We start from the raw sequence: 21,593 nt of genomic DNA, 5'->3' as shown, positions 1-21,593 counted from the left end.
ATAAGGTGGAAAAGACAATGAATACAGCACAATTTGACTTAATTATTGTCGGTGCAGGCATTTTAGGATTATCGGCTGCGATCCAAGCGGCAGAGCAAGGTTTAAAGGTACAAGTCTTTGAAAAACATGCACAACCTATAGGTGCGACTCGCCGTAATTTTGGCATGGTTGGGACTTCGACGCTAAGCCGTCCTGATGCGAAATGGCGTGAATATGCTTTGGCAACCCGTGAATTTTATCAACGGATTCAGGCACAAACCGATATTTCATTTCAACAGCGAAACGGCTTGTATCTTGCGAATACTGAACTTGAATGGCAAGTATTAAACGAGTTTGCTCAAGCTGCAGCTGATTATCAGATTCCTGTAAGTCTATTGTCTAAGCAGCAACTGTTTGATCAATATGCTTATTTGAACCCAGAAACTGCGCTACGTGGCGGTATGGTGTTTCATGAAGATTATTCAGTTGAGCCACATTTGGTGGGACTGCGTTTGTTGCAATATGCCGAAAAACTTGGTGTACAAATTCATTGCAATGCCTCTGTGGTACTGACGCAATTTAACCAAGGCTTGGCGCACATTCGCTTGGCATTAGGTCAAACATTTACCGCAAATAAAGTCATGATTTGTCATGGTGAAGAGACACAATCGTTGTACCCCGAGCTCTTACAACAAAAAGGTTTATTACGTTGTACTTTACAAATGGCATTAACCAAACCGCTAAAAGTTAATCTCAAGGCTTCGATTTATTCAGGATTGTCGATTTCTCGTTATCCCGCTTTTGAGATTTGCCCTAGTCATCAAGATTTACGCAATGAATCACAAATCGGTTTAGTTGAAAAATACGGTATTCATATCCTGATTAAACAAAATGAATTCGGACAAATTATTTTGGGTGATAGCCATGAATATTATCCGATTGAAGACATACCACAATTTAATCAACGTGAAGAAATTAACCAATTCATTTTGCAATATTGCAAAGAAAATATTGGCTTAGAACTACCTGAAATTGAATCTCGTTGGAATGGTTATTACCTGACTCATCCTACGGAATTGGCATGTGTGATGGAAGCTGAAACCAATATTTTCCTTGTCAGTGCGATTGCAGGCAAAGGCATGACCACAGGCGCAGGATTTATGAAAGAAATGTTAGAAAATTATATTCTGTAATCTGGTTTAAACCAGATTTGTTTATACTGTATGAAATTGAACAAAGGTTAGGCGAAATGAACGCACAAATTGAACTTGCAAACACAATTGAACACGATGTTGAAAATAAATACTTACTGTTGACACCGGGACCATTGTCTACCTCGAAAAGTGTGCGTCGTGTGATGCAACGTGATTGGTGTACTTGGGACAAAGAATATAACGCATTGGTTCAGGAGATCCGCAGTCGTTTGGTGGCGTTGGCAACTGCAAAACCTGAACAATATAGTGCTGTGTTGATGCAAGGCAGTGGGAGTTTCTCTGTAGAAGCCGTGTTAGGTTCGGCGATTCCAAAGGATGGTAAAATTTTAATTATCAATAACGGGGCATATGGTGCACGCATGGTGCAAATGGCTCGGTGTTTGAAAATTGACGTGGTGGAATTACGCTACCCTGAAATGCAAGTCCCTCAACTGGCTGATATCGAAAAAGCACTTGAAGATGACAGCATCACTCATGTGTCATGTGTGCATTGCGAAACCACTACTGGTTTATTAAACCCAATTCAAGCGATTGGACGCATTGTCAAAGCCAAAAACAAAGTGTGGATTGTCGATGCGATGAGTTCTTTTGGTGGCGTGCCAATGGACATTGCAGAGCTCGAAATTGATTTCTTGATTTCAAGTGCCAATAAATGCATCCAAGGCGTACCTGGCTTTGGTTTTATTTTGGCAAAACGTGAGCAATTACAAGCGTGCAAAGGTTTGGCTCGTTCAGTCAGTTTAGACCTATATGACCAATGGAACACCATGGAACAGCATAATGGTAAATGGCGTTTTACTTCGCCCACTCATGTGGTGCGTGCTTTTTATCAAGCACTTTTAGAATTAGAACAAGAAGGCGGAGTAACCGTACGTTATCAGCGTTATTTCAATAATCAACAACGTTTAGCCGCAGGTATGCAAGCGCTTGGTTTTGAAATGGTCTTAGATCAAGATGCACCACAATCTCCAATTATCACTACATTTTTATATCCAAATGAAGCCGATTTTAGCTTCCAAGCCTTGTATGAAAATCTGAAACAAGCAGGGTTTGTAATCTATCCGGGCAAAGTCACCGACTTAAATTGCTTCCGTATCGGCAATATCGGAGAGGTTTATTTAGATGATATTGAACGGCTTTTAACAGCGATTGAGCACTATCGAATTTGATTGGAATTCACAACTTCATTTTTTGCGCCATTTATGGCTCAGGAAGGAGGTTTGGATGGGGGAGATTATAAATCCTCTCCCTAGCTCTCTCCTTTGAAAGGAGCGGGCGCTTCCATTTGAAATTAAATATTACGCAAAACTTAACTTACGCAAGACAGCTATTTTTAACTTTGAGAAATGAATAGGACAAACTTATGAACACTTCAAATTCAGGATTACAAGCCGTGGTTTTTGATTGGGCTGGTACAACAGTAGATTTTGGTTCACGTGCACCAATTTTGGCATTTATGGCCTTATTTTCAGATAATAAAGTTGAAATTTCAATTGAAGAAGCACGTGCGCCAATGGGTTTGGAAAAACGCGATCACATTGCGGCAGTTTTGAAAATGCCACGTGTTGCAGGTGCGTGGAAACAGGCACATGGTGCAGAAGTGACTGTGGCGGATATTGACCGTTTATATCAGGACTTTATTCCATACCAATTGAAGAGTATCCCAAATTGCTCAAAATTAATTCCGGGGGCATTAGAGGCATTTGCTGACATTCGTGCCCGTGGTGCAAAAATTGGCAGTAATACTGGTTATGCTTCGATGATGATTGGTCAATTGGTGCAAGATGTAGCTGATCAAGGTTATGTGCCTGACTGTACTATTACAGCCAGTGATGTGAAACATGGTCGTCCATATCCTGAAATGTTGTGGAAAAACTTAATTGAACTTGATGTGTTAGATGTTAAAAATGTGGTGAAAGTGGATGACACAGTGGTCGGCATCGAAGAAGGTTTAAACGGTGGTTGTTGGACTGTGGGTTTGGCCGTCAGTGGTAATGAAGTGGGGCTAAGCTTCGAAGAGTGGTCTGCACTATCAGCGTCTGAACAACTAGGTTTAAAAGAAAAAGCATACGCAAAAATGAATGCTTCAGGTGCACATTATGTGATTGATAGTATTGCTGACTTACCTGCGGTATTGGATGCGATCGAACAGCGTTTAGCAAATGGTGAAAAGCCTTAATAGATGATGAATACCAGTCTTTATGACTGGTATTTTTTTAGAGCTGAAATATCAATTCTTTTTTTAATTTCCTCATGCTGCATGAAAATGATGAATCCATGAGAAATTGTTTAATTAACTTGAGTGTTTGCTTGGTTGTTTGTGGTAGACCAAGCTATGAGTTAAATCGATTTTATAAGGAAGCGAGTACGGTTTTCCAAAATTATTTTTATACAAGCTATGTTGCCTAATAGCTTCCATTCAAAAATTTTGTCATGTAAGTTGCCCTACAAATAATGATGACTATTCACATGTATCTGTTTAGGTGGTATTTAGCAACGGGACGATTTTCTTGGCTTCACACAGCATCTCTAAAGTTGTATCTCAGCATTTTCAGTAAAATGAACTGATGGGTTACTTTTCGTTCTTTTCATATCCAAAACAACAAAGTCATCAACGCCCCGTAATATGATTGAGGAATATTTTAAATATTATCAATGAGCTTCTTTTAATTTAAGACCACTACAAAACCTATTCCTTCTGGGTGAAGAGGCTAGCGATCTAATTAGACAAGTAAGCGACTTACAAAATTTACACAGTTAAGTGAATAAACGTGATAGATCATGAAAGTCATTCAGCTATTGAACAAGCTAAAAACTGGAAAAATAATTTAATGTGCTTTTAGAAAGGCCGAAAAGAAGAAATTCAACAACTGCCAAAACTACAAGATATAAGGACGCTGCGTGATTTAACCAAACAAATGCAGTCACTTCATTTATGCAATCAACCAGAATAAATGTGCTTGTAGAACTTTGAATATATCCATGACCAAGGAGGGTAAATAGGATTGAGTAAATAAGGCTTTTAGATGACAGCTTTATTTATGAGGAGCACTATGCAAAAAAACAAAAAATGCATGGTTATAGAGGATTTATAACGTGAATTATGCTGATTTCTAAAGAAAAGAAATCAAGATAGCAGGGAAATATATGAAACAGACTTTACTCACCGCTAGTATTGTGGTTTTGGCCACATTGGCTATGCCAGTTTTTGCTTCTGGTTTACAGAGTGTTAGCAGCAACTATGTGGCTTCTGATTATGCAAAAACTAAATACCCAGTCGTATTTAATCATGGGATGTTTGGTTTTACTCGACTCGGTCCTACAGCTTTTGGGATGGATTATTTTTATCAGGTTCTTCCCGATTTGGCACGTAATGGTGCGACGGTTTATGCGACACAGGTTTCTCCACTAGAATCCACCGAAGTTCGTGGCGAGCAGTTGCTACAACAAGTAGATGAAGTTTTGGCACTCTCAGGAAAGTCAAAAGTTAATTTGATCGGTCATAGTCATGGTGGACCAACCATTCGTTATATAGAAGCCATTGCACCTGAAAAAGTCGCCTCTCTCACTGCTGTTGCTGGAACGTTTAAAGGATCCAAAGTGGGGGATGATATGTTGGATAATCCTAGTGAGAAATTTTTATTTACCGTTCTAGGACAGTATATCGTTGCGCCAGTGGAACTACTCCTACAAGGCAATCCTGATTTGCCAATTAGTCTGGATCGCTCATTGAAATCATTAAGTGAAAAGGGTTCAGCAGAATTCAATGCAAGATTCCCAACTGCGGCAATCCCATCTGATTGTGGCAATGGTCAAAAGATTACCAATAATGGGGTTTATCATTACTCGTGGACAGGTAAAGCTCAAGCAACTAATCTACTTGATGTCATTGACGTTGCCATTTCTACCATGGCACCGAGATCTTATAAAAATAATGACAATGATGGTTTGGTTAACCGTTGCAATGCACATTTCGGACAGGTGATTCGAGATGACTATAATCAAACACACCTAGATGAAATTAATCAGATTTTAGGGTTAAAAGCATGGTTTGGACCAGATCCTGTGTCACTTTATCGTCAACAGGTCAATCGTCTAAAACTTGAAGGGTTATAAGGCAATATTATAAGCAATAGACCCTAATATTTTCAAAACTAACACTCAGCGCATCATGAGGGAGTCTGAATATTCAGGCTTCTTTTGTTTAGAACACAATGATTGGCTTTAGGTTTAATCTTTTCTAAAAATTTAGATTTTTTTTATCTATGAATAGAAAGCTGATAAAGATTTATTAGAGATCTTTGTAAAAGGGGAAGATGACATCCATGTCGATCATTACACTTGTCTTTAAGACCAGTTTTATGCTGATATCCTTATACAGATCATAACGAAATCATGCAGATATAGACTTTATAAAAAATCCACCTTTCCTGTTTTTACATCATAAATACCACCTGCAATGCCAATTTCACCTTCTTCAACCATCTTTTTCAGTACTGGGCTATTTCTTAAGATATAGGCAATATTATTTTGTACATTTGCAATGGTCACCGCCTGAATGAAATTACTGGTGAGTTGGTAATCGGTCATTTCTTTATGCACATTTTCTGCCGCCTGCATAATCGGTTTAAGAAAGTATTGTACATGTGGGGTTTCGTTGAGTTGAGTAATATCCTTTTTTTGTTCATACATCTGACAAGCTGCTGTCACTGCACCACAATCTGTATGGCCCAATACTAAAATTAATTTGGAACCCTTACTCTTACAGGCGAACTCTAAAGAACCCAATACTTTTTCGCCTGCAATATTTCCAGCAATGCGTAGACTAAATAAGTCACCAATACCGACATCAAAAATCCGTTCTGTTGGTGCACGTGAATCCATACAGCCTAGAACGGCTGCAAATGGATGCTGTCCAGATTGTGCAGTGACTTGAATTTGACGAGCAATATTATGATAAATCCGTTCATGGTTAACGAACCGCTGATTGCCCTCTTTGAGTAGCTGAAACACTTGTGCAGGCGTAAGTTGTCGCTGAATTTCCTGAGTACTGACGTCAATATCCAGTTCTTCTTCTTTAATTTCAGGATAATGTATTTTAAAGCCAATTAGTTTTACATCGATGCCATTTTCTGCAGCTGTTTCATCCCTAAAATCTTTAATCACTTGATATACATCAGGATCAATATAATAGGTATTCGACGCATCGATCACTACAGTATCACCACTGACTATTTTCTCTAAGGCAGAAACTAATGCGGAACGATTTAAAAAGCTAATATTGGGTGCCAGTTCAATACGGGTAATATTTCCATGCAAATGTGCTTCGTGGATGATACGAACACCACGGAATAAATTGTTTTTTAATACAATGATAAAGCTAATCAACAGCCCTAACATAATACCGATAAGTAGATCCGTCGCGATAATTGCAACAACTGTTACAATGAAGGGTAAAAATTGCTTCCATCCTTGACCATAGATCCGTTTAAAAAGTGAAGGGCTGGCTAATTTTACGCCAGTTAAAATTAAAATAGCGGCAAGGGAAGATAATGGAACAACATTGATTAATGGTGTCAGGAATAAAACCGCAATAATCAATAAAATACCGTGAAAAATTGCAGAGAATTTAGTCTTTGCACCACTTGCTGCATTGACTGAACTTCGAACAATTACTGAGGTAATCGGCATACCTCCAATTAAACCAGACATGGTATTTCCGATACCCTGAGCAACCAATTCTTTGTTTGGCGGAGAGGCGCGCTTTTGCGGATCCATTTTGTCCGCGGCTTCTAGATTTAATAGGGTTTCAAGCGAGGCGACGATCGCCAGTGTGATAGCGCCTGTATAAATAATAGGATTATTCCATTGAGTGAAATCAGGAAAGCTGATAATTGATTCAACACCTGAAAAGATATTGGGAAGATTAACCAGATGTTCAGTGCTGACCGCGAGGCTGGAATTGGTACTGATAAAAAAATAGTTTAAGAGTCCAGCAAAAATAACCGCAATAAGTGCAGAGGGTACAACCATTTTCTTTAAAGGTGTTTTATCCCACAATAAAATAATGAATACACTAGAGATACCAATGATTGCCGCACCATAATCAAGATGCTGTAATAGGCCTGTCCCTTCGGACCAACGTTGTTGAAAAATTTCGGTTTTAATCCCAAAGAGCAGAGGAAGTTGATTGATAATCAAGATTAACCCGATGGCAACAAGAAGCCCCATAATCACATTGGTTGGGATAAAATTTGAATAGGTTCCCAACCGAAATAACCCGAAAAATAATTGGATGAGACCCGCTAAAACCAAACAAAATAAAAAAGCTTGATAGTTGCCTTCAAGCTTATCTAGCTGTGTTAAAACAATAGCGGTAAGCCCAGCAGCGGGGCCTGACACACTGATATGAGAACCACTCAAATAACCGATAACGATTCCACCAATGACACCCGCAATAATACCGGAAATCAAGGGTGCACCTGAGGCACTAGCTATACCTAAACAGAGCGGTAGAGCGACTAAAAAAACAACTAAACCTGAGAGCAAATCATTTGTATAAAACTTTCTTCTGGGAACCAATTCCTGTTGCATAAATATTCTCGGCAAATTTATAAGTTTGATATGCATCTGGATACAGCCTATTTCATGCTGTACACCAAACTGCCTAAGTTAGATGAGAATGTGTCGGTAAACTTTAATAAAGACCAAATGACAACAGATTATGAAAGAAACTCTATATCAGATTTACAAATGATAAATTTTTCTGAATATTAAAGAAATTCTTAAATATTTATTCTAACAATTTGATTAAATTATAAGTATTTTAATACGTTAATTTTAATTTGATTTTTAGGTTTTGGGCTAAAAAGTGCTGATGAAGTCTGTATAACTTATGGCTTGAGCAATAAGGAATGGTGATGTATTTGTTTTCTAATAGGTAAGTTTTACTTGTGAGTTGTGATATCTTTTTGAAAAAATTTATTCAGATGTAAAACTTTTATTGTTTTTATATTGGATTTTGTAGGGTTTGTGAAATATTTTAGAAAATATGTTTTTTCACGTGAATTTAGTTGCTTATTTGAGTGAGTAAAAATGAGTATTGTGGTGTTTTAACTACACAGTGCTTGTAGAGATATTTACTTTATCTACTCATCTGTTGGTGCTATATCATGTGAAAAAACATGTTATATTTCATTTGTATTTCAGATGGCTTTCAACTAAAAGGGTCTATTGAGTACAACTCGCTTAGTAGAGTGCAGGAGCTGATACAATTTCATTAAAAAAATACTTTTTACCTTCTTGACTATTTTTAATATTATTCGCAACGTTGATTTTGAAAACTTTTGCCCTATAAATGTCAAAAAATATAAATGGATGGATTACTAGATGGATAATTATTTAAGGGACTAAATTGAAGACGACATTCGTTTTTTAAAGCTAATCAAGCATATTAACAAGTCAGATATTTATAAATTATAAGTATTTTTAATCGCTTAGTGTTTATTGATGTGATTCTGAAATTGTGTATAAAACAATGCGAATACTTGATCAATAAATATTTGTAATGAGGGTATTTATGGTCGTTTTATCCTATTTAAAAAACCAAAACAAACATTTCAACGCCATAAAAAACCAACAAATAACGATTGCAGCTAAAGCAAACATTGTTATCTGTATCGCATTTTGCCTATTTTGGACAATATATTTTAGCTTTGCTGAGATGTGGTTCATTGTTTGTATTGATATTTTTTTTACAACAATGTCGATCTTCAGCTTATTTTTGATTTATATCCATCGGATTTCAGCGGGTATATTGGTTTCACAAATTGTACTCTTTGTTTTTCCTGTGGTTTTTTGCTTAATATTTGATGTCGCTACAATAGATCACCCCAGAGTTGCGCATTTATTTCTTCCAGCAGGAGCCATATTGGGATATTTGAATTATCGAAGAGATCCCAATGCGTTACAACTGATTTTAATTATCTTATCCATTGCCGCTTTTATCTTTTTTAGCGGGAGTGCGTTTACTTTAGATGGAGCAATACCTTTAGCTGAAAGCATTCGAGCTTATGGTGGTTGGATTGCAATATCTGTTGCTACCTTAATGATTTGTATCTCAATTTTTGTGATGCAATTGGAATTGCAGATAGAAAATAAGCTGGTGCAGGATCTCCGCTTGGCACTTTCAAAACAGCAGTTTGAACTTTTTTATCAACCTCAAGTCAATTCTTGTGAAAAAATTATAGGCGCTGAAATTTTGTTACGCTGGTGTCACCCGACACTTGGTTATATCCCAGCAAAAGATTTTATTCCTGTAGCGGAAACTTTGGAATTAATGCCTAAAATTGGAGATTGGATACTGATTCAAGCAAGCAAGGTATTACAAGACTGGCGTAAAAATGAATCTACAAAAGATCTTACACTTTCAGTCAATATAAGTGCTGATCATTTTATGCAAGAGAATTTTGAGCAAATCGTGACCTCTATGGTGGAGAGAAATGCAGTGCTTCCATCCCAACTCATATTAGAAATAACTGAAAGGGTTGCGTTAAATAATATTGAAAGTGTTATAGAAAAAATGGGCTTTCTGGATAAAAATGGCATTCAGCTTGCTTTAGATGATTTTGGTACAGGTTATTCATCATTAAGCTATTTGCAGAAAATGCCGATTAGCCAAATCAAAATTGATCAGAGTTTTGTGCAAGCGGCTTTAGATGATGAACGGTGTAATAAATTGGTATATGGGATTGTTAAAATAGGCCTTGATTTAAACCTGCGTGTTTTAGCAGAGGGGATTGAGACCGCTGAGCAATTTAATCGCTTTCAAGAAAATGGTTGTACTGAATTTCAAGGCTACCTATGGGGATGTCCAATGCCTTTAACAGATTTTATGAGCAAAGTAGCTGAGAAAAATCATTAAAATTTGGGATAAAAAATCCACTCAAGATAAACCATAAAAAATATTCAACTCCATAAAATAATTCAAAAACAGAGCCTTACTAAACTAGCTTACAATTTTAACTACAAGCATGTCGTAAAATGCTAAGTCAGTGTCGTCTTATGTAAAGTGAGCTGCATCTGCTGTGTTGTAGTTTTAATCATGATTTTTAAATATTGATAAAAATACGGCATGGATAGGCAAATGGCATTGAATAAAGCAATACGATTTTATGAAACAGGTACACCAGAAGTTTTGCAATATGAAGACATCGACGTTGGTGAACCAGTGGCAGGGCAAGTGCGTCTGCGTCATGTGGCAGTTGGATTAAATTATGCTGACACTTATTTTCGCGATGGCACATATAAAATTCCGCTGCCAAACGGTATGGGCGTAGAAGCGTCTGGTGTAGTCGAAGCCGTGGGTGAGGGTGTAGATCATATTCAAGTGGGTGATCGAGTCACTTATACCGGTTTTTTAAATACTTTAGGTGCTTATAGCACTGCACGTTTAATCTCGGCTGATGTATTAATCAAATTACCTGAAGAAATCTCTTGTGAAACAGCCGCAGCAATGACCATGCGGGGTTTAACCTCGGCTTATTTAATGCGTCGTATTTATGACTTTAAAAAAGGGGACAGCATTTTATTACATGCCGCCGCTGGTGGTGTGGGCTTGATTGTTTCTCAATGGGCAAAGTTACTCGGTTTAACTGTGATTGGTACAACCTCTTCAGAAGAAAAAGCGCAAATTGCCCGTGCACATGGCTGTGACTATGTCATTAATTATAGTTATGAAAATGTTGCCGAACGAGTACGAGAATTAACCGATGGGGTTGGTGTAAATGTGGTCTTTGATAGTGTTGGTAAAGATACGTTTATGGCATCGCTTGATTCGTTAAAACGCCGTGGCTTATTGGTTTGTGTAGGGACTGCTTCAGGTGCCATTCCAGAATTTAATCCCGTCTTGTTGGCGATGAAAGGTTCTCTTTATATGACCCGTCCAGCACTGGCAGATTTCATTGCTGATCCTATAGAAAAACAAGAACTTGCCAATGAGCTATTTGATCATGTCCGACATGGGCGCATCAAAATTGAAATCAATCAACGCTATGAACTCAAGGATGCAGTTCAAGCTCACCGTGATCTAGAAGCACGTAAAACCACGGGATCATCAATTTTTGTCATTTGAAGGGATGTCTTATGCAAGTTGAACAATTAAGTTGCAATATCGGTGCAGAATTATTGGGCGTCAATCTGGCAGATGCCATTGACGATGATGGGCTATTTACTGAAATTCGTCAGAATTTGTTAAAGCATCGGGTTTTATTTTTAAGAGATCAAAACCTAAGCCGAGCTGAACATGTAGCATTTGCTGAGCGCTTTGGACAACTAGAAAGCCATCCTGCCGTTGGAAGTCATCCAGAGCATCCTGGGCTGGTACAAATTTATAAAAGCCCAGAGAGTCCAATTGATCGTTATGAAAATGCTTGGCACAGCGATGCAAGCTGGCGCAAAGTTCCGCCAATGGGTTGTGTACTACGTTGTATTGAATGTCCGACAGTGGGTGGAGATACCATGTGGACCAATATGGTGATGGCCTATGAAAACCTACCCGTAGAAATCAAAACAAAAATTGCAAATTTACGTGCCTATCACAGTATTGAAGCCAGTTTTGGCGCAATGATGCCGATTGAAAAACGTTTGGCATTAAAAGAACAGTTCCCCGATGCAGAACATCCTGTGGTACGTACGCATCCTGAGACAGGTGAGAAGATTCTTTATGTCAACGCCTTTACCACTCATTTTAGTAATTACCATACCAAAGAACACGTCCGTTTTGGACAAGATGCCAACCCCGGTGCAACCGATTTACTACGTTATTTAATTACCCAAGCTTATATTCCTGAGTACCAAGTTCGTTGGAGTTGGAAACCGAATAGTATCGCAATTTGGGACAACCGCAGTACACAACATTATGCCGTAATGGACTATCCACCATGTCATCGAAAAATGGAACGGGCAGGCATTATTGGTGATGCAACTTATTAAACGTAGCAGTTAACGATTTTATCTAAACCCTAATTTTAAAATACATATGGAGATGTTTATGCAATTCTTTGATGATTCATTGCACCCTGAAAACATGGACAAAGTGGTGATTACGGTAGCGCCTTATGGACCTGAATGGATGCCTGAGGATTTTCCTGAAGATATCCCAGTGACCATGCAAGAGCAAATTCAAAAAGCGGTAGAGTGCTATGAAGCAGGTGCTTCAGTCCTCCATTTGCATGTTCGAGAGCTGGATGGGAAAGGTTCGAAACGTCTGTCTAAGTTTAATGAACTCATTGCTGGTGTGCGCGAAGCGGTGCCTGATATGATCATTCAAGTGGGTGGATCAATTTCTTTTGCCCCAGAAAGTGAAGGTGAAGCTGCAATTTGGTTAAGCGATGATACGCGTCATATGTTGGCCGAATTAATGCCAAAACCAGACCAAGTAACCGTGGCGATCAATACCACTCAAATGAATATTATGGAGTTGCTCTATCCTGAATATTTAGAAGGCACTTCTTTGGCACATCCAGCAATTCAGGCAGCTTATGCAGAAATGACAGTACCCGCAGGTCCAGCGTGGGTTGCAGAGCATTTAAAGCGTTTAACTCAAAATGGCATTCAACCGCATTTCCAATTAACTGGGATGCATGGTTTAGAAACGCTGGAACGTATGGTGCGTAAAGGGCTGTATAAAGGTCCGGTGAATCTAACCTGGATTGGAATTGGTGGTGGTTTTGATGGGCCAAATCCTTTTAACTTCTTTAACTTTATTCATCGCGTACCTGATGGTTGTACTTTAACTTCAGAGTCTTTACTTAAAAATGTTTTGCCGTTTAACACCATGTCAATGGCTATGGGCTTACATGCACGTGTCGGAAATGAAGACACCATTATCGATCATCAAGGTCAGCGTTTTTCTTCAGTACAGCAAATTCAACAGACCGTGCGTATTGCCCATGAATTAGGTCGTGAAGTCGCATCAGGTAAAGAAGCACGTGAAATTTATCGTATTGGCGTGCAATACGACACGATTGAAGAAACTTTGTTGGAAAATGGTATGGCGCCCAATCGTAAAGCAGGTCAAAAGGGTGTTCCACAGCGTAAATAATGTTTTGAGCCAAAAGGATTTTTGATTCAAACAGTAAGAAAAAGATGATTACGTTACTGTGAAGTCGCGTAGTCATCAAAAAATGAATGAGAAATTATAAAAACACAAGGAGAACGTATGGATGCGCATCAATATTCAAGTCCTGCGGACGGTGTAGATACTTCGGTTGGCATTCCACGTAAATATGCATGGTTGGTTTTTGCACTGACATTTGGTTTGTTGATTTCTGACTATATGTCACGGCAAGTCTTAAATGCAGTATTCCCACTGATCAAAAGTGAATGGGCTTTGACAGACAGCCAACTTGGATTATTAAGTGGGATTGTGGCCTTGATGGTGGGTTTATTAACTTTACCTTTGTCGATCTTGGCAGATCGTTTTGGCAAAGTAAAAAGCTTAACTTTGATGGCTGTGTTGTGGAGTATGGCAACCTTAGGCTGTGCAATTGCTGAAAGTTATCAACATATGTTTATTGCCCGATTTATGGTGGGTGTTGGCGAAGCTGCTTATGGCAGTGTCGGGATTGCTGTTGTTGTATCGGTTTTTCCTCGTGATATGCGTGCAACTTTAGCAAGTGCTTTTATGGCTGGTGGTGTGTTTGGCTCATTCTTAGGCATGGCTTTAGGCGGTGTTATGGCTGAACATTTTGGCTGGCGTTGGGCATTTGGTGGAATGGCCGTCTTTGGGCTGATTCTGGCATTTTTATATCCTATTGTGGTTAAAGAAAACAAGATAGGAACCGTTCAAGGCAAAATTAAGACCCAACAGAAACAGGATAGATCGGAAAGTCCTTTACGATCGATTTATTCAAGTCGGTCTGTGATCGCCACTTATATTGGCAGTGGTTTGCAATTGTTTGTGGGTGGCACGGTCATCGTTTGGCTTCCCAGTTATCTCAATCGATATTACGGATTGGGGACAGATAAAGCGGGGTTGGTCGCGGCAATGGTGGTACTCAGTAGTGCAGTTGGTACGATTTTATGTGGGATGTTATGTGATCGTTTAGGACGAGATCGACCAGACCGAAAAGTCAGTTTGGCGATTGCATTTTGTTTGATCGGTTGTGTGTTGCTATCCATCGCTTTTGCCATGTCTGTTGGAAATGCTCAATTGATCATGATTTGTATTGGGATGTTTATTGCATTGGGTACCAATGGACCATCCAGCGCAATGGTTGCCAACCTGACACATCATTCTGTACATAGCACAGCATTTGCAACATTAACTTTGGCGAATAATTTTCTCGGCTTGGCTTTAGGACCTTTAGTGATTGGAAAGCTATCTGACGTGATTGGTTTACACCAAGCTTTTCAATTGATGCCTCTGATGAGTGTTGTGGCTGCTGCCGTATTCTTCTATGCAAAACGCCATTATGCCCATGATATTAAAAAATTTAATGCACAAGCAGCACGACAAGGTCAAACAGTACAAGCACAGTCATGCAATATGGGTAATCAGTAATGACGCGTAAAATGAATATTGAAGTTTTTTTTGATTTTATCTGTCCTTGGTGTTTGATTGGAAAACGTCATTTACAGACTGCGATTCAAAAATTAAAACAAAGTGATCCAGATGTTGTGGTCAATATCCAGTGGCGTGGTGTACAGCTTTTACCCCATATTCCGCTGGTGGGTGTTCCTTTTGATGCCTTTTATTTACAAAGATTAGGCAGTTCAACAGCGGTTCGAATGCGCCAAACTCAAGTTCGTCAAGCCGCCAAAGCGGTCAATGTCGATATTGATTTTGATCGAATTCGCCGTATGCCAAACACAGCTATGGCACATCATATTTTTGCAAATATTTCAAAAGTATATCATTCAGATCAAAGTGAGCGATTTTTAGATGCGCTATTCACAGCCTATTTTTATCATTCGGAAAATATAGGCGAGTTCTCAACATTGCAGAAAATAGCCATGTATTGCGGTTTTGCGGATGAGGTGGTTGAAGGTATTTTAGCAAAACCATTTGTTCCTTTTATCTCAGCAGATACAGGGGGTAAAGGAGTACCGTATTTTGTTTTTGATGGAAGTTTTGCAATGGCAGGAGCGCAACCTGCAGGCGCACTTTATCAAGCAATGCTGGATACCCTTCAAGCACAAGGACAAATGGTATGAGCTTGCGTTTTCAAGTTCCTCAAGAAAAAATCCCAACTTTAGGCAATCGATCCTTTTTGATGATTGGTGACCGATCCCTAATTTTATTTAATATTGCCGAACAATTTTATGCGATTAATGACAGTTGCCCACATCAGGGTGCTTCATTACTCAATGGGAAATTAGAAGGCAAGGTAATTCAATGTTGCGCACATGGTTTACGTTTTGACTTGGCAAATGGTTATTTACTCAATTCAACACAGCTACAAGTTCAATCATACCCAGTAGAAGTGATTGGCGAAAATGTTTTTATTGGTTTGGATTGTGGAGCAGCGCTAGATGAGTAAATTAGATTCTATGGCTTGGCAGCCACGGCTAAGTGCGCTTATGCCCGGATTTATTGTCAGTACTGTGGTTGCCGCTGCGGCCTGCTTTTTATCTGAGCATTATGGTGCGCCAGTGATGTTATTCGCTTTGTTGCTCGGGATGGGTGTGAACTTTCTTGCAACAGAAGGAAAGTGTAAAGCGGGTATCGAATTTACTGCGCGAGAAGTACTGCGTTTTGGGATCGCCTTACTCGGAATGCGAATTACCCTTGAGCAAATGACTGCGCTAGGTTGGCAGCCCGTTGCTTTGGTCATTTCATTAGTTGTCATTACCATTCTTGCTTCAGTCATCGCAGCAAAAGTGCTCGGGTTTAATAAATTTTTCGGTATGCTGACTGGCGGCGCGACAGCGATCTGCGGGGCTTCCGCAGCATTGGCCTTGTCTGCGGCTTTACCCAGTCATCCACAAAAAGAAAAAGCAACTTTATTCACCGTCATTGGAGTATCTGCACTTTCAACTTTAGCAATGATTGTTTATCCCATGATTGCGCGATGGTTGGAATTGACTCCACAACATGCAGGGATTTTTTTAGGTGCAACCATCCATGATGTCGCCCAAGTGGTGGGGGCAGGTTATAGCATGTCTACAGAAACAGGCGATACTGCAACAGTGGTGAAATTGATGCGAGTTGCGATGCTTTTACCTGTCATCATCTGTGCAGCCATGATTACCCGTATGCAAGGCGTAACCTCTACGGGTAAAAGACCGCCATTATTGCCCTGGTTTGCAGTAGGATTTTTAATTCTTGCTTGTATAAATAGTACTGGATGGGTACCTACAGTTGTTCAAACTGGAATGAATGAATTATCTCGTTGGTGTCTGATTATTTCGATTAGTGCGCTAGGAATGAAAACACAATTAAAAGAGTTAGCGGCGGTGGGCATTAAACCGATTCTGCTGATGATTGGAGAAAGCGTTTTTCTGGTATTGTTAGTACTCAGCCTGATGCATTGGTTATTTTAGTCGGGCTTTGATTTAATAAAAGTTTTGCAAAGTACAACCTTAAAGGGTCTCCGCAAAACTTTTGTTTTAAGTGGCTTTTCTTATTTTTGTTTTGATGTTAATACCAAGTTAGTCGTACCGTGATTGAATTTATATCGTATGTTCATCAATGATCTCAGCCTTATTGTGGGTACGCCAAGCATTGGGTGTTATACCAAATTGACCAATAAACCATCGCGTAAAAGAGCTCGGCATAGAGTAACCGAGAATATCTGAAACTTGTGCCAGTGAATAATTGATATTTTTTAAATAGCGAAATACCAAATTTCTGCGGACATCATTCATTAATTCACTAAAATTTGTATGTGCAGCTTCCAGACGCCGTTGCAGCGTTCTGACATTGACTTCATGGGTCTGCGCGACTTGATCAATTGTGGCACGTCCCATCGGTAAAAGCAGATAGATACTTTTACGGATATCAAAAATAAGTGATGACTCATTGTCTTTTTGTAAGATGTCAATATCGAGATAGCGCTGTGCATGGTTTGCCATTGCTGTATTTGCTTGAGGATTAATTTTATCAAGTTCTGATGATGAGCAGACAATACCATTAAACTCGCTACCGAATTCAAGTGAACTTCCAAAGACACGTTGATGCACTGTTAAGTCTTTTGGTGCATCGTGGGTAAAATGAATACTTAATGGGTGCCATTTTTGAGCTAATAATGCAGCACAAAAACGATGGGTAATCCCCAAAGCCAATTCAATTGCTTGACGGCTATACTTTGCTGAAGCAGAAATCACTTCTACCCGAATAATCACCGTTTTGCCAACTTCCTCGATATATATTTCAAGTGCGTTATTGATGATATTTCGGTATCTTACAATTGTTTTTAAGGCATCACGTAACGTCTGTTGATAGCTTAATAATAAGCTTAGCTCACCAAAATCAGCAATTTGACGTTGTTCGGCCATATGTAGACCAAACACTTCACAACCACTGATGTGAGCAGATTGCTCTAATAGTGTCATGACTTTGTCGACGGAAATGCGTTGTTTTGAATCATTTAATTGAGCAGAATAAATTCCAGCATCAGATAATAAATGGTATGGATTAAGGTCTAATTGTCGGCTTACATCCAGATAATTTTTGAGTACCGCTGTATGTGCAAGAGGAACCAATTTACTTTCTCCTTGTTTTTTTATTAACCATCCTGGTCAATACATCATTGTTTGAAGACTTTACCAATACGCATTTATAAAAAGTTTTTGCGTATGTCTAATCTCAATAATTTTATCAAAATTTCTTAAGAAGTATCTCAATTCATTACACCTTGAGACCATAGAAATAGAGTATCAAATTTGTTTAACAAAGAAGAGTGTTTTAAAAGGACTGCACTTTATGGAGTAAACAACAGTCATATAAGAGTAAGTTGGCTGTGAAAAGACATGCCAATGGCACAGCTATTCTCCAAATTTGATTCATTTTAATTCCCTCGTAGTTCACTTTTTTATGGTTTCAACGGATCCTTTCTGAAACACGGCCCCATTATTAAAGTTGGCATTGGTTAAAGCAATCGCACTCATTTCATCAATCATATTCAAAACTTTAATGAAAAATCAGTGAAATTTAAAATAAAATAATTAAATCAATTTCTTATGTGTTTTTTTGATACATGCTCGAATGCTGTATTGGAGCAGTTATTTGTCATCAAATGAAAAGAGGTTGTCATCAAATGTATATCACCAAAATCAACTAAACCGTATTGTGAATAAGCAATTTATAGAATTCATCTTCATTCATTCACTCAAAATTAAAGGTAGATCAATGGAAAAAATACAGACAAAGGCAACCGTTTTAATTGTTCCTGGTTTACGTGACCATGTTGCTGAACATTGGCAAACCTTATTGGAGCAAAGGCTGGTTAAGGTACGCTCTGTCCCAGCATTAGAAACAGATAAACTCAACTGCATAAAAAGAGTTAAAGCGATCCAAGCGCAACTTGAAGAAATTGATGGTCCTGTGATTTTAGTTGCCCATAGCGCAGGGGTATTAATGACCGCTCACTGGGCAGCTCTGTATCAACAGAATATTCAAGGGGCTTTGTTGGTGACACCACCCGATTTATCGGCCAAATGGCCTGAAAACTATCCAAGTTCTGCAATGCTAAAACAGCAAGGATGGGATCCTTTACCTGACAAGATTTTGCCTTTTCCAAGCATTGTGGTCGCAAGTACAAATGACCATTTAGCCAGTTACGAGGCTGTTAGGACTATGGCAAAAACATGGGGCAGTCAATTGGTGAGTTTAGGTGAAGTGGGGCATCTTAATCCTGCTGCTGGATATGGGTATTGGGCACAAGCTGAACAATTTATTCAACAATTAGACCAAGTGGATGATTCGATATGTATCGCTTAGTGCTTAGACTTTATATAGCGGAATTTATTGAGAACTGACTTGGTTCAATTTACCCGCCGTTTTAAGACAGCATTGCTCATTGGTTAGCAGTATTCATAACAGATTAAACAATTAAAAAATCATGCATATTTCAAAATAGTCAATATGGCTATTTATGGAGTTAAATCGAATTAAATCATATCGATATGGAGATCGAATGATGCAAAATGTGAGATGTAGCAATAATGCAAAACACACGATTATTTTCACTCAAAAGCTGAGTGTCTGTTTAGTGCTGTGCTTAAGTATTTCAAAAGTGTCCGCAACAAGTGTTGAGATCAATGAGGATTGGAAATTTGAAACCAGTACCATGCTCAGCCTAGGTGCAAATTGGAGTACTCAAGATGCTTCAAATCAGTTGGTGTATAAACCTGATGCAAATCATATCGGAAAGGACGGTTTAAGCGTTGATGTGAATGGCGACGACGGCCATGTGAACTTTAGTCAAAACGATAATATTTCCCAAATTATAAAAGGGTTGACTGAATTTCGTTTAAAAGGACAACAACAGGGGGCAGTACTCAGCACTAAATATTGGTATGACCATGCTTATGAAACTGGTCGTGGAGATTTAAGAGCCTTTGATGATTCTGCGTGGCCTAGATTAGCCAAATTTAAGGGCATTGATCTTTGGGATGCCTATATCTGGAAAAATTTTGCTTTAGAAAATGGTCAAAATGCCAGTCTAAAATTAGGCAAACATACTTTAAATTGGGGGAAATCGCAGTTTTTCCAAAATGGTATAAATTCAGTCAGTGCATTGGATTATGCTGCAATCAATCGGCCGGGAGGAGAGGCAAAAGAGCGAATAATTCCTGTCGAAATGTTTTCATTTGAGGTTGGAATAACGCCAAATCTAAAACTGGACGGTTTTTATCAGTTTAAGTTTAGACCTTCTGTGGTGGACGGGTGTGGGACGTTTTTTGCGATTTCTGACTTTGTTCCAGAAAATTGTGGCCCGATTATTTTGACCGTTACACCAGGGGATAAGTTATCTGAAAGTGCTTTAAATGCACAGACCTATATTCCGCGTGCAGAAAGTCGATATGCCAAGAATAGTGGGCAATATGGTTTTGCTTTAAAGCAAACTTTACCTCGTTGGAATAATGCTGAGCTTGGCGCATATTTTGCGAACTATCACAGTCGCAATGCCAATTTTGATGGTACAGCGGTAACTGCATCAGGGCCTGCATATTTTAATACAGCTCGATTTTTTTCAATTTATCCAGAAAATATTAAAATGTATGGATTAAGCCTAGCAGGAAAAGTAGGGACAACTGCTGTTTTTAGCGAATTAACGCATAAACCTAATCAGCCCTTGCAATTAAATGGAACAGATATTGTCTATGCCCAAGTTTTAGACAAAGATACGCCCCTTACACCACCAGGAGTTGCGGCTGAATTTGGGCAATATCTACAAGGTTATGTAAGAACGCCTGTAACCCAATTTTCACTGGGTGCGAGTGATCGTTTAAACAATATCTTGGGTGCAAACGCATTGAATTGGGCGGCAGAGTTTGCAGTGAATCATATTGCAGATATTGGTAATCATCGTTTTGGACGGGTCGGTGCATTTGGACGGAGTGAGCTTTCATCTGGTGCTTATAATCCTGAAACAGGTGAATATAAATGTACGCCTTATGGCACCGCACACCTTGCAAATGATGTGATTGATCGTATGAATGAGCGCTTTTGTAATCGTGATGGTTTTTTTACGCAATGGTCATATGGCTATCGTTTACGAGGGGCTTTAAGTTATCAAGATATTTTACCTGCGACTGTCATCACACCAAGTGTAATTTTTCGCCATGATATAGCTGGATTTAGCCAAAACTTTCAAGAAGGTCAAATGAGTATTGCAGCCACTATTTCAGTGAGTTATCAGCAAAAGTATACAGCTGAACTTGCATATACCAATTTTTTTGGCTCGAATGATTTTAGTACACTCGATGACCGAGATTTTGCTTCGTTGGTATTAAAAGCTAATTTTTAACATTTAGAAATTGGAAATAGGATGCCATGTTTATTGGAACGCTTGGCATCCAACATAAAACACATCTTTCATAATAAATATTTAATTTATTTATACATAAAATGTTTATACAGCTTTGGCAAAAAAATGACTTTTCTGTTGTTTATGGTATTAAATTATTCAATCTTATCAATATTGATGTTATTGGAGCTGCTAAGGATATTGAAGGGCATAGGCTTTATTATCACTATAAATATGACCTGTTCAATTGACCAAAAATTGCATCTATTGTTTGGTGATAAATTACATGAAATATGTATTAAATTATAATATTTGCATTCTATTTAAAAGTTGGTTTTTAAAAATTATTTAAATTTAAATATTTATTTTTAAAGTATTTTTTTTGTGAATTATGTATTTAATTGTGAATAAAGATGATGTGTAA

The 21,593-nt window shown here is 38.6% G+C and carries 16 protein-coding genes; 14 read left to right on the top strand and 2 right to left on the bottom strand.

All coding sequences use genetic code 11. From position 1 onward, the window contains the following. Positions 1 to 17: 17 nt before the first annotated feature. From AC07WY_RS06475 to AC07WY_RS06460, 4 genes are all read left to right on the top strand, one after another. Complete coding sequence (locus AC07WY_RS06475) at positions 18 to 1,172, top strand: TIGR03364 family FAD-dependent oxidoreductase (protein ID WP_494735998.1); 1,155 nt, start codon at positions 18 to 20, stop codon at positions 1,170 to 1,172. A 56-nt stretch (positions 1,173 to 1,228) separates the two neighbouring features. Then, positions 1,229 to 2,362 (top strand): 2-aminoethylphosphonate--pyruvate transaminase, encoded by a 1,134-nt coding sequence (phnW, locus tag AC07WY_RS06470; RefSeq protein ID WP_494735997.1) that lies wholly within the window; start codon positions 1,229 to 1,231, stop codon positions 2,360 to 2,362. A gap of 194 nt (positions 2,363 to 2,556) precedes the next feature. Then, complete coding sequence (gene phnX, locus AC07WY_RS06465; RefSeq protein WP_494735996.1) at positions 2,557 to 3,372, top strand: phosphonoacetaldehyde hydrolase; 816 nt, start codon at positions 2,557 to 2,559, stop codon at positions 3,370 to 3,372. A gap of 968 nt (positions 3,373 to 4,340) precedes the next feature. Further along, a complete protein-coding gene (locus tag AC07WY_RS06460) occupies positions 4,341 to 5,309 on the top strand; it encodes an esterase/lipase family protein (RefSeq protein ID WP_419336776.1) in 969 nt (322 codons plus the stop codon). Between the two features lie 294 nt (positions 5,310 to 5,603). Here AC07WY_RS06460 and AC07WY_RS06455 read toward each other — a convergent pair whose 3' ends face one another. After that, positions 5,604 to 7,787: a solute carrier family 23 protein gene (locus tag AC07WY_RS06455; protein ID WP_494735995.1), complete on the bottom strand. Its 2,184-nt coding sequence runs from the start codon at positions 7,785 to 7,787 to the stop codon at positions 5,604 to 5,606. Positions 7,788 to 8,772: 985 nt separating this feature from the next. Between AC07WY_RS06455 and AC07WY_RS06450 the strand changes: the two genes are divergently transcribed. The 8 genes from AC07WY_RS06450 (at position 8,773) to AC07WY_RS06415 (ending at position 16,739) form a co-directional block, all read left to right on the top strand. After that, positions 8,773 to 10,116, top strand: a complete 1,344-nt coding sequence (locus AC07WY_RS06450; RefSeq protein WP_494735994.1) for a putative bifunctional diguanylate cyclase/phosphodiesterase — start codon at positions 8,773 to 8,775, stop codon at positions 10,114 to 10,116. A gap of 222 nt (positions 10,117 to 10,338) precedes the next feature. Continuing rightward, entirely contained in the window at positions 10,339 to 11,325 is a 987-nt protein-coding gene (locus AC07WY_RS06445) for a quinone oxidoreductase family protein (RefSeq protein WP_494735993.1), read from the top strand. 11 nt (positions 11,326 to 11,336) lie between these two features. Continuing rightward, positions 11,337 to 12,185: a TauD/TfdA dioxygenase family protein gene (locus tag AC07WY_RS06440; protein ID WP_034611521.1), complete on the top strand. Its 849-nt coding sequence runs from the start codon at positions 11,337 to 11,339 to the stop codon at positions 12,183 to 12,185. Positions 12,186 to 12,243: 58 nt separating this feature from the next. Beyond that, complete coding sequence (locus AC07WY_RS06435; RefSeq protein ID WP_494735992.1) at positions 12,244 to 13,296, top strand: beta-keto acid cleavage family enzyme; 1,053 nt, start codon at positions 12,244 to 12,246, stop codon at positions 13,294 to 13,296. A 117-nt stretch (positions 13,297 to 13,413) separates the two neighbouring features. After that, positions 13,414 to 14,757, top strand: coding sequence for an MFS transporter (locus tag AC07WY_RS06430; protein WP_494735991.1), 1,344 nt, complete (start codon positions 13,414 to 13,416; stop codon positions 14,755 to 14,757). Further along, positions 14,757 to 15,410: a DsbA family oxidoreductase gene (locus AC07WY_RS06425; protein ID WP_494735990.1), complete on the top strand. Its 654-nt coding sequence runs from the start codon at positions 14,757 to 14,759 to the stop codon at positions 15,408 to 15,410. The genes AC07WY_RS06430 and AC07WY_RS06425 overlap by 1 nt, the downstream gene beginning before the upstream one ends. After that, a complete protein-coding gene (locus AC07WY_RS06420; protein ID WP_262086480.1) occupies positions 15,407 to 15,736 on the top strand; it encodes a Rieske (2Fe-2S) protein in 330 nt (109 codons plus the stop codon). Before AC07WY_RS06425 ends, AC07WY_RS06420 begins: the two co-directional genes overlap by 4 nt. Further along, a complete protein-coding gene (locus AC07WY_RS06415) occupies positions 15,729 to 16,739 on the top strand; it encodes a YeiH family protein (protein ID WP_494735989.1) in 1,011 nt (336 codons plus the stop codon). The genes AC07WY_RS06420 and AC07WY_RS06415 overlap by 8 nt, the downstream gene beginning before the upstream one ends. A 129-nt stretch (positions 16,740 to 16,868) precedes the next feature. Here AC07WY_RS06415 and AC07WY_RS06410 read toward each other — a convergent pair whose 3' ends face one another. Then, positions 16,869 to 17,900, bottom strand: a complete 1,032-nt coding sequence (locus tag AC07WY_RS06410; RefSeq protein ID WP_494735988.1) for an AraC family transcriptional regulator — start codon at positions 17,898 to 17,900, stop codon at positions 16,869 to 16,871. A gap of 646 nt (positions 17,901 to 18,546) precedes the next feature. On the opposite strand from AC07WY_RS06410, the gene AC07WY_RS06405 reads away from it, so the two are divergent. Both AC07WY_RS06405 and AC07WY_RS06400 read left to right on the top strand, forming a co-directional pair. After that, complete coding sequence (locus AC07WY_RS06405; RefSeq protein ID WP_494735987.1) at positions 18,547 to 19,137, top strand: RBBP9/YdeN family alpha/beta hydrolase; 591 nt, start codon at positions 18,547 to 18,549, stop codon at positions 19,135 to 19,137. A gap of 196 nt (positions 19,138 to 19,333) precedes the next feature. After that, positions 19,334 to 21,169 carry a DUF1302 domain-containing protein gene (locus AC07WY_RS06400; protein WP_494735986.1) on the top strand — a complete coding sequence of 612 codons (1,836 nt, stop codon included), beginning with the start codon at positions 19,334 to 19,336 and terminating at the stop codon, positions 21,167 to 21,169. Positions 21,170 to 21,593 lie beyond the last annotated feature (424 nt).

Source organism: Acinetobacter sp. GW821-FHT01C12 (assembly GCF_059422625.1).
Note: the sequence above shows the minus strand (reverse complement) of the source record. Positions and strands in the feature narration are given on the sequence as shown.

Bases quoted from the DNA above. Each gene is read 5' to 3' on its own strand.
- AC07WY_RS06475 (WP_494735998.1), top strand. From the start codon at position 18: ATGAATACAGCACAATTTGACTTAATTATTGTCGGTGCAGGCATTTTA.
- phnW (WP_494735997.1), top strand. From the start codon at position 1,229: ATGAACGCACAAATTGAACTTGCAAACACAATTGAACACGATGTTGAA.
- phnX (WP_494735996.1), top strand. From the start codon at position 2,557: ATGAACACTTCAAATTCAGGATTACAAGCCGTGGTTTTTGATTGGGCT.
- AC07WY_RS06460 (WP_419336776.1), top strand. From the start codon at position 4,341: ATGAAACAGACTTTACTCACCGCTAGTATTGTGGTTTTGGCCACATTG.
- AC07WY_RS06455 (WP_494735995.1), bottom strand. From the start codon at position 7,787: ATGCAACAGGAATTGGTTCCCAGAAGAAAGTTTTATACAAATGATTTG.
- AC07WY_RS06450 (WP_494735994.1), top strand. From the start codon at position 8,773: ATGGTCGTTTTATCCTATTTAAAAAACCAAAACAAACATTTCAACGCC.
- AC07WY_RS06445 (WP_494735993.1), top strand. From the start codon at position 10,339: ATGGCATTGAATAAAGCAATACGATTTTATGAAACAGGTACACCAGAA.
- AC07WY_RS06440 (WP_034611521.1), top strand. From the start codon at position 11,337: ATGCAAGTTGAACAATTAAGTTGCAATATCGGTGCAGAATTATTGGGC.
- AC07WY_RS06435 (WP_494735992.1), top strand. From the start codon at position 12,244: ATGCAATTCTTTGATGATTCATTGCACCCTGAAAACATGGACAAAGTG.
- AC07WY_RS06430 (WP_494735991.1), top strand. From the start codon at position 13,414: ATGGATGCGCATCAATATTCAAGTCCTGCGGACGGTGTAGATACTTCG.
- AC07WY_RS06425 (WP_494735990.1), top strand. From the start codon at position 14,757: ATGACGCGTAAAATGAATATTGAAGTTTTTTTTGATTTTATCTGTCCT.
- AC07WY_RS06420 (WP_262086480.1), top strand. From the start codon at position 15,407: ATGAGCTTGCGTTTTCAAGTTCCTCAAGAAAAAATCCCAACTTTAGGC.
- AC07WY_RS06415 (WP_494735989.1), top strand. From the start codon at position 15,729: ATGAGTAAATTAGATTCTATGGCTTGGCAGCCACGGCTAAGTGCGCTT.
- AC07WY_RS06405 (WP_494735987.1), top strand. From the start codon at position 18,547: ATGGAAAAAATACAGACAAAGGCAACCGTTTTAATTGTTCCTGGTTTA.
- AC07WY_RS06400 (WP_494735986.1), top strand. From the start codon at position 19,334: ATGATGCAAAATGTGAGATGTAGCAATAATGCAAAACACACGATTATT.